Raw genomic sequence first — 8,555 nt, 5'->3', positions numbered from 1 at the left:
TCATCGAAGCTTTTCATGCTGCTGGCCATTTGCTCAGCCAGTTTCTTGATGTCAGATTGGTTAGTCATTGCTTATTCTCCTGTTAGTGGATTATAAGCAGTTACACAAAGTTTGGGAAACTCTCAAGTTTAATCGTTTACAGATTAAGAGCATAATAAATAAATTAAAAACATTTTTAATAAAAAATTAGTTTAGCTACGTTAAAAAGCATCAACTGAATTATATTTTTGAATATAGCTAATAATCCTCTATAAAAGAGCTACAGCGTTAACCTCGTTTGAAGTATCACAGTTACATCTGCACTCAGTTGCCTTGTATCTCTTTTAAATTGAATCAACTATAGCAAGCATTAAAAAAGCCCTGCAGTTGCAGGGCTTTTTTAACATTAAGTCTAAGGTGTATCCTAAAACGGAATGTCATCATCTACAGGGCCATCTGGCATTGCTGTAGGCTTAGATTGTGCAGGTTTCTGTGCTGGCTGATTGAACTGGTTTTGCTGAGCAGGCGCCTGATTGTTAAAGCTATTCTGACCACCTTGAGCCGCTGGTTGATTGTAGCCGCCTTGATGTGCCATCTGATTATTTGCTTGCTGACCAAAGTTATTTTGATTGTTTTGGCCACCTTGATTATTATAGCCGCCACTCTGACCTTGGTTTTGACCACCAAAGTTATCTCCACCTTGACCACCGCCAGTTTGACCATCAAGCATCTGCATTTGTTCAGCACGAATCTCAGTAATATAACGATCTTGACCACTTTGGTCTTGGTATTTACGTGTACGCAAACTACCTTCGATATAGACTTTGCTGCCTTTACGCAGGTATTGCGCTGCGATCTCACCTAGACGATTAAAAAGTGCGATACGATGCCACTCTGTCGCTTCTCTTTTTTCGCCGCTTTGTTTGTCTGTCCACTGCTCTGATGTCGCAACCGAGATATTGGTTACGCTACCGCCATTGCTGAATTGGCGTGCCTCAGGATCTGCTCCGAGGTTACCGATGATGATAACTTTATTGACTCCGCGCATGATACCGTCCTTTTACTTATGAATAATTTAATAAACTGTTTTAATCATTATCTGATAGCGTCATTTGACACTATCAATTGTATAATTTTACTTTAACCAATTTTTATCGAAATATCTATAGGCTACCTATGGTGCACGTCAGTCTATGTCGCTTAGATACTCTATCTTGATATACTAGTCGATATTGTAGAGTCCAATAAATAACAGGTAATAGATAAATATGCTGCTATTTTGCCATTTTAAGACGCTGAAGAACACCGTCTAACTTTATCAATATTGCATAGCATCTAACTTACTATCAAGTGATTTAGAGGTTTCTAGTTATCATCAGAAGGCTTACGGTGCATGCTCAACGTCACGCTACCCAGCTCTACGCCAAATTTTTTCATCACTGAGCGATTAAGCATGACATCCTCATTGATAAGATACATCCAATCATCGAACGTTACTTTGTAGGTTTTGTCCTCGACAGGTAACTCTAATAAGTAATTCCAGTGCAACGTGTTGCCAACCACTTGCCCTGTTGCCTCGCCAATAATATCACCTGCCACACCTCTCCAGCTGCCATCTGTCTGCTCAGTCAGACGCCATATACGCTGCGATTTCGTGCCATCTGCCCACGAGAACTTCTCGTTTAGGACAATGACATCATCTCCCTCATGGGTTGCATCAATGTCGACATAAAAGCGTTTTTTGACCTCACCATTTCGACCTTGGAACATACCCCAACCATCAATTTGACCCGAAAAAAACTCATGCATGTCGAGCGTTGGTGTGGTGTTCTGATACGCCTGAATATTTTGCGTAGCGCAACCAGAGGTCAGCAGTATGGCCAATAGACCAAGACCTACGGTTAACTTGGCTATTGAGCGATGCGCCTTCTTTTTACCCTCAATGACATTACCAGACAACATCTTAAATTTACTCATATTAATTCCTTTTAAATAGAGATAAATAGTTAGTTTCTACTGATTGATATTGGTGGTTTATGAGACTGCTGTCTGTGCAATTTTTGCTATTTGGCTTTACTTCTATATAAAAACATAAGTCTAAAGCTGTTATATATCATATTAAATATCTAGCGGACTTTGCGCCAAACTCGATAGCTGCTGACGTGAATCATCCGTCAACTGTGTCTTATCTAACTTCAAATAAGCAACTTGCTCTTTTGCCATGACGACCAACTCATCAACACCATCTACTGCCAGCATTTGTCGTGACCAGTCTTGGATATTGATGTCTTTGGGAATAGTAACCGTCGTGCTCGATAGATAAGGTGGCTGAGAAATGGGAATAATGATAAGCAGTGCGGCACCCATAATAATAGCCAGTATGCCCCACGCCAACAAATTAGGCTGGCCTAATAACAGACCACCCATTGCCCCGCCTACAAATGCACCAAAGAACTGACTAGAAGAGTTAAGCCCCATCGCGGTCGCTTTATTAGCGACTGGTGCACGCTTAGATATCCATGAGGGAATCGTCGCCTCAAGCAGGTTAAAGCCCATAAAGTACAGCAGCAAGCCCAATATAATACCAATACCGACCTGACTACCAAGCGCGAGTATGGCTAAAGCGGCGGTCATTAATGCAATCGCACCCAAAAAAACCTGACGCATTTTGCGTTTCTTTTCGGCGATGATAATAAACGGTATCGCGATGGCGAAACCAATAAACAATAGTGGCAAATACACCATGCCTTGCTGACGTACTGATAAGCCAAGTACGTCACTGAGCTGGTGCGGCAATATCACAAATATCGCCGTCATCGTTAGGTGTAGCGCAAAGATACCGATATGTAAGCGGTTAAGATCGCCAATCTTGAGGACAGTGGCTAACTGTTGACCAATGGTTTTGTTATCCAAATTATGCTTAAGCACGCGCATAGGCGTCGGTACCACCACCAATAGCAGCATCGCCAAAATAGCAAATCCTGAAGTTAGCCAAAACAGCCCAGAGATACCGAGCGAGCCGACTAATAATGGACCAAAGGCAAAGGCCAGCATAATAGAGGTCGCAATCGTCAGACCCATCGTGGCCATCGCCTTGGTACGCATTTCCTCACGAGTCACATCAGCCAGTAGTGCCATAAGCACAGCAGAGACCGCACCACTACCCGCCAGCGCTCGACCAATAATCACTTCGTAAATATCAGTCGCATTTGCTGCAATCATGCCGCCGACAGCGAACAGTATCAGACCAAGCATGATAATCGGCTTACGCGGGAATTTATCAGCGGCAAGGCTCATCGGTATCTGAAAGATCGCTTGTCCTAGTCCATAAATACCAACTGCCAAGCCAATCAAAAACGGCGTCGCGTGTGCATAATTGTCACCATAAACAGAAAACACCGGCACAATCATAAACAAGCCAATCATACGCAAGGCAAAGATGCCACCGACTCCGAGGATTGCCCGTTTCTCTACGCTATTCATACTTGCCTCACTGATTGATCATTGCTGTTTTTTCACTGCTGGTACTTGTACTGCACCATGATTTATCACTACTGGTTTATCAAGACACTGGCCTATAAATCAAGCCCCTAGTATAAGACATTCGCCGTTTGGTTGCCGAGACTTTTGTCTTACTGACGCCCCCGCCTATAGCGCATCAACCCAAGCCATTCATATTACGCAATTATTTTGTTACCAACTGCGTCAGATGCGCAATCACACCTTGAATAATGCGGTCGCCATAACAATAAAGTAAGGCATCATAAGTACAACGCCCAAACGCCTTATATGACAGATACTCCGATAACATGACAATATTTGTTTAAATCTATAACAAACACCCCCTGTTACCTGACCCTTATTTGATTTAAATTCGCTTAGCAAAATTAAAATAAAAACAGTATTCATGCTTTTGATTGATCGGTACCTTTATCTTCACAGAACCCTTTATTTTTTATACCTCTTTATAGACACCTTTTTTAATATAATTTTAGCAAATAGGAAACCCATAAACGATGGCACATGACCATATCGCAATACGCGGCGCACGTACTCATAATTTAAAAAACATTGATTTAGACATTCCACGAGATAAATTCGTGGTAATCACTGGCTTGTCTGGCTCTGGTAAGTCGTCACTGGCATTCGATACGCTTTATGCTGAAGGGCAACGTCGCTATGTCGAGAGTTTGTCAGCATATGCGCGTCAGTTCCTCTCGCAAATGGAAAAACCGGAAGTCGATAGCATCGAGGGTCTCTCTCCTGCGATTGCTATCGAGCAAAAATCGACCAACCATAACCCGCGCTCGACCGTTGGGACGATTACCGAGATTTATGACTATTTGCGCCTGCTCTATGCGCGTATTGGTACGCCATATTGCCCTGAGCACGGTGAGCCAATGGTCGCGCAGTCGGTCACTGAGATGGTCGATCAGGTCATGGCCTTGCCAGATGACACCAAGATTATGATTTTGGCACCGGTGATTCGCGAGCGTAAAGGTGAACATACCGTCTTGCTTGAGCAGCTGATTGGGCAAGGTTTTGTCCGTGTGCGCGTTGATGGTGATGTCTATGATACCGACGAGCTACCGACGTTGGATAAGAAGAAAAAACATACCATCGAAGTGGTGGTCGATCGCTTTAAAGTCCGTGATGACTTGGGCAACCGTGTTGCTGAGAGCTTAGAGACGGCGTTACGTCTAGGCCAAGGACTGGTCACGCTACACTTTATGGATGGTAATCCAAAAGAAGGCGGTGACGAAAACCAAGTGATGTCAGCCAAGCATTCATGCCCTGTCTGTGATCGCGCGGTGCCTGAACTTGAGCCACGTATGTTCAGTTTTAACAATCCATATGGCGCGTGCCCAAGCTGTGATGGTCTCGGTAAACGTCAATACTTTGCCGCTGAAAAACTGATTACTCATCATGAGAAGTCACTTAACCAAGGCGCAATCAACGGTTGGGACAAGCGTCATGCTTACTATTTTGGCTTGCTTAGCACGGTATGTAAGCATTTCAAAATCGATATGGATGCACCATGGCAGGACCTGTCTAAAGAGCAGCAAGACCTAATCATGCATGGCTCTGGTAAAGAAAAGCTGACCTTTAACTTTACCGATGAGCGCGGTCGTAAGACCAATAAGACTGTACCATTTGAAGGTGTACTTCCCTACCTAGAGCGTCGTTATGCCAAGACGCAAAGTAACCTCGTTCGTGATGAGTTGGCTAAATATCTCGCAGATACCACTTGTAACGTCTGTGACGGCGCGCGTCTGAATGAAATCTCACGCAACGTCCGTGTTGATGATCAGACCATTGCAGAAATCGTTAAGCTATCTATCGGTGATGCGGCTGACTATTATAAAACGCTAAAGATTGGCGGTCATAAAGGTGAAGTCGCCGAAAAAATCTTTAAAGAGATTAATGAGCGCTTAAACTTTCTCGTCAGCGTCGGGCTTGATTATTTAACACTCGCCCGCTCTGCCGAGACGTTATCGGGCGGTGAAGCGCAGCGTATTCGTTTGGCTAGTCAAATCGGTGCTGGTCTGATGGGCGTCATGTATGTACTTGATGAGCCGTCAATCGGTCTGCATCAGCGTGACAACGATCGCTTGCTAAAAACCCTAACGCGCTTGCGTGATTTGGGTAATACGGTACTGGTCGTAGAGCATGATGAAGATGCGATTCGCCAAGCAGATCACGTCATCGATATCGGCATCGGTGCCGGTGTACATGGCGGTCATATTATCGCTCAAGGTACGGTCGATGACATTATGGCAAATAAAGAGTCGCTAACTGGGCAATATATGTCTGGTAAGAAGAAAATCGAAATTCCAACTGTCCGTCATAAAGCCAAAACCATCGATATGGAAGTCAAAGGTAAGGCCAAAGCCAAAAAAGTACCGATGACCATCGAGCTAAAAGGCGCATCAGGCAACAACCTACACGATGTCGATTTGACCATTCCTGTTGGCATCATGACTTGTGTGACTGGTGTCTCAGGTTCGGGTAAATCAACCTTGATTAACCGTACCCTTATGCCATTGGCAGCGACTCAGTTAAACAACGCCTCAACGCTGATTGCCGATAAATTTGAAAGCATTAGCGGTCTTGAGTATTTGGACAAAATGGTCGATATCGATCAAAGCCCAATCGGTCGTACGCCGCGCTCAAACCCAGCGACTTATACGGGTGTGTTTACCCCTGTGCGTGAGATGTTTGCCCAGACCCAAGAAGCGCGTGCTCGTGGTTATAAACCGGGCCGCTTTAGCTTCAACGTAAAAGGCGGACGCTGTGAGATGTGCCAAGGTGATGGTCTGATCAAAGTTGAGATGCATTTCTTACCAGATATGTATGTGCCGTGCGATACTTGTGAAGGCAAACGCTACAACCGTGAGACGCTAGAGATTCACTATAAAGGCAAAACCATCGCTGACGTGCTTGATATGACGGTTGAAGATGCCGTTGAGTTCTTCTCAGCGATACCAGCCATCTATCGTCGTCTGCAAGCATTGATGGATGTGGGTCTGAGCTACATTCGCTTGGGTCAGTCTGCACCAACACTATCAGGTGGTGAGGCGCAGCGTGTCAAACTGGCGCGCGAGCTTGCCAAACGTGATACGGGACAGACGCTGTATATCTTGGATGAGCCAACCACTGGTTTGCATTTCCATGATATCGATAAGCTGCTCAATATCCTGCATGCCCTACGCGATAAAGGTAATACTATCGTCGTCATCGAACATAACTTGGATGTTATCAAAACGGCAGACTGGGTGATCGATCTAGGCCCTGAAGGCGGTAAAGGTGGTGGTATGATCATCGCTGAAGGAACGCCTGAGGAAGTGGCTGAAGTCAAAGAATCGTATACGGGTATATTCTTAAAGCCAATGCTTGAGCAAGGCATGAAAGAAGTCAGCTAATACCCTTAGTAATAATTGATAAAAGGCCACTCTTTATAGGGTGGCCTTTTTTATTAACCATTACAAGGCAAAGCGTAAACTGTAAGCCATGAATGGAAGTTGATATATAAACTAAGACCTAAGTTACTTCGCTATGTTACCTTTCTTAATATTTATTAAAGATACTTAAAATCTAAATGTATTAATATTTAAATGGTTAGATATGATGCGTATACGCATACGATATAGAAACAACTGGTTAATAACGATATAACCAACACAAATTGACGTTACCCACTCTTGTACGACCTCTGGAAATTTTAAGGATTCTCTATGAAAAAATTACTATTTATTGTCTTAGCATCTACTGTCGGTGTTAGCGCTTGTGCATCAAGCGGCACATCAAATGGCGCAAGCGATCGCAATCATCAAAGACCTGCGATGTCAGCTGATATGAAACAAGCGATGGATGATTGTGCTCAACGAGCTGGCGTGAAAATGTCTAAAGAAAGTCGTCCAAGCCAAAGTGATATGAAAAAACTAGAAGCCTGTATGACTGCAAAAGGGTATAAAAAACCTGAAGGACATGGTCAAGGCCGTCCGCAATAGTTAGTATTTTTTAGATGATTGATGATAAAAGGCTACTCTTTAGGGAGTAGCCTTTTTTGTAGTCTTAAAAATTGTTTATTGTAGCCGAGGCCACTTTCCGCTAATTTTAGTTTAAACCTTTTTGTAAAGTGAATTTTTTAAAGTAAACTAAAGTTAAATCATAGTAAAAACATCAAAAGAGAATTCATGGATTGGCTAACAGAAATAATAAAACAGCTACAGACTTCACGTGCGTTCGTTACAGCAGTGTTCGTAGCATGCTTATCCGTATTACTAGGACATGCCTTTGCACCTTCCTTGATTCCTGAGGTTCCAGATGACTGGAAACTCCCATTAATTGGAGGGTTAATATTTTCTGGCACCTTGTTAGCGTTTATAATAATTCCATTTTTTTGGAGCTACTTCTCCAAAATTTTAAACAATAAAAGCCAAAAAACTAGATCTTTAAATTTATCTAGTAATGAACAAGGTTTTTTATACTGACCCCTGCCGTCAATCCCGTAGACTTAAACTTGGGAGATTTTAATTACGCAGCCTGACGATAATAGTCAAACCACACCTGTCTTGGCGACTTATAGCTCAAGCCCTTTTGAATCCTTGTTTGGTTGTAGTACAGCTCGATGTATCTAATGATATCGTTGATAGCTGTAAATCTAGTCTTATAATCCTGATGATATACCAGCTCATTCTTTAATGTGCCCCAGAAGCTTTCTATCGGAGCATTGTCGTAACAATTCCCTTTGCCGCTCATCGAGCCTATAAAATGGTGCTGTTTAATGATCTTATGATACGCGTGGCTACAGTATTGACTACCTCTATCAGAGTGAACGATTAGCCCTTTGCTGGGTCGTTTATTTTTAATTGCCATATTGAGTGCACGGCTGACTAAGTCAGCAGTCATGCGTTTGTTGATGGCATAACCAACAAGCTCTTTGGTGTATAAATCTTTAACGCCTGCCAAATACAACCAGCCCTCAGCAGTCCAGATATAAGTAATATCGCTTACCCATGCATCATTAGGACGGTTTGCATCAAACTTCTGATCCAGCACGTTTGGATAAACCA

The 8,555-nt window shown here is 43.2% G+C and carries 7 protein-coding genes; 3 read left to right on the top strand and 4 right to left on the bottom strand.

Going from position 1 to position 8,555, the window contains the following annotated elements; genetic code table 11:
- Positions 1-403: 403 nt before the first annotated feature.
- The 3 genes from ssb to JMX63_RS14025 form a co-directional block, all read right to left on the bottom strand.
- Entirely contained in the window at positions 404-1,027 is a 624-nt protein-coding gene (gene ssb, locus JMX63_RS14035) for a single-stranded DNA-binding protein (protein ID WP_201573091.1), read from the bottom strand.
- Between the two features lie 317 nt (positions 1,028-1,344).
- A complete protein-coding gene (locus JMX63_RS14030) occupies positions 1,345-1,956 on the bottom strand; it encodes a DUF3833 domain-containing protein (protein WP_201573090.1) in 612 nt (203 codons plus the stop codon).
- A gap of 141 nt (positions 1,957-2,097) precedes the next feature.
- Complete coding sequence (locus tag JMX63_RS14025; RefSeq protein ID WP_201573088.1) at positions 2,098-3,462, bottom strand: MFS transporter; 1,365 nt, start codon at positions 3,460-3,462, stop codon at positions 2,098-2,100.
- A 533-nt stretch (positions 3,463-3,995) separates the two neighbouring features.
- Here JMX63_RS14025 and uvrA point away from each other — a divergent pair.
- From uvrA to JMX63_RS14010, 3 genes are all read left to right on the top strand, one after another.
- Positions 3,996-6,902 (top strand): excinuclease ABC subunit UvrA, encoded by a 2,907-nt coding sequence (gene uvrA, locus JMX63_RS14020; protein ID WP_201573085.1) that lies wholly within the window; start codon positions 3,996-3,998, stop codon positions 6,900-6,902.
- A gap of 312 nt (positions 6,903-7,214) precedes the next feature.
- Positions 7,215-7,490 carry a hypothetical protein gene (locus JMX63_RS14015; RefSeq protein ID WP_201573083.1) on the top strand — a complete coding sequence of 92 codons (276 nt, stop codon included), beginning with the start codon at positions 7,215-7,217 and terminating at the stop codon, positions 7,488-7,490.
- Between the two features lie 186 nt (positions 7,491-7,676).
- Positions 7,677-7,973: a hypothetical protein gene (locus JMX63_RS14010; RefSeq protein WP_201573081.1), complete on the top strand. Its 297-nt coding sequence runs from the start codon at positions 7,677-7,679 to the stop codon at positions 7,971-7,973.
- Positions 7,974-8,016: 43 nt separating this feature from the next.
- Here the strand turns inward: JMX63_RS14010 and JMX63_RS14005 are convergent.
- A partial coding sequence (locus JMX63_RS14005) for an IS3 family transposase (RefSeq protein WP_201573079.1) occupies positions 8,017-8,555 on the bottom strand: 539 nt, incomplete at its 5' end.

This window comes from Psychrobacter nivimaris, from assembly GCF_904846365.1.
Classification (GTDB): Bacteria; Pseudomonadota; Gammaproteobacteria; order Pseudomonadales; family Moraxellaceae; genus Psychrobacter; species Psychrobacter nivimaris_B.
This window is presented reverse-complemented; position numbering and strand designations above follow the sequence as displayed.

Bases quoted from the DNA above. Each gene is read 5' to 3' on its own strand.
- ssb (WP_201573091.1), bottom strand. From the start codon at position 1,027: ATGCGCGGAGTCAATAAAGTTATCATCATCGGTAACCTCGGAGCAGAT.
- JMX63_RS14030 (WP_201573090.1), bottom strand. From the start codon at position 1,956: ATGAGTAAATTTAAGATGTTGTCTGGTAATGTCATTGAGGGTAAAAAG.
- JMX63_RS14025 (WP_201573088.1), bottom strand. From the start codon at position 3,462: ATGAATAGCGTAGAGAAACGGGCAATCCTCGGAGTCGGTGGCATCTTT.
- uvrA (WP_201573085.1), top strand. From the start codon at position 3,996: ATGGCACATGACCATATCGCAATACGCGGCGCACGTACTCATAATTTA.
- JMX63_RS14015 (WP_201573083.1), top strand. From the start codon at position 7,215: ATGAAAAAATTACTATTTATTGTCTTAGCATCTACTGTCGGTGTTAGC.
- JMX63_RS14010 (WP_201573081.1), top strand. From the start codon at position 7,677: ATGGATTGGCTAACAGAAATAATAAAACAGCTACAGACTTCACGTGCG.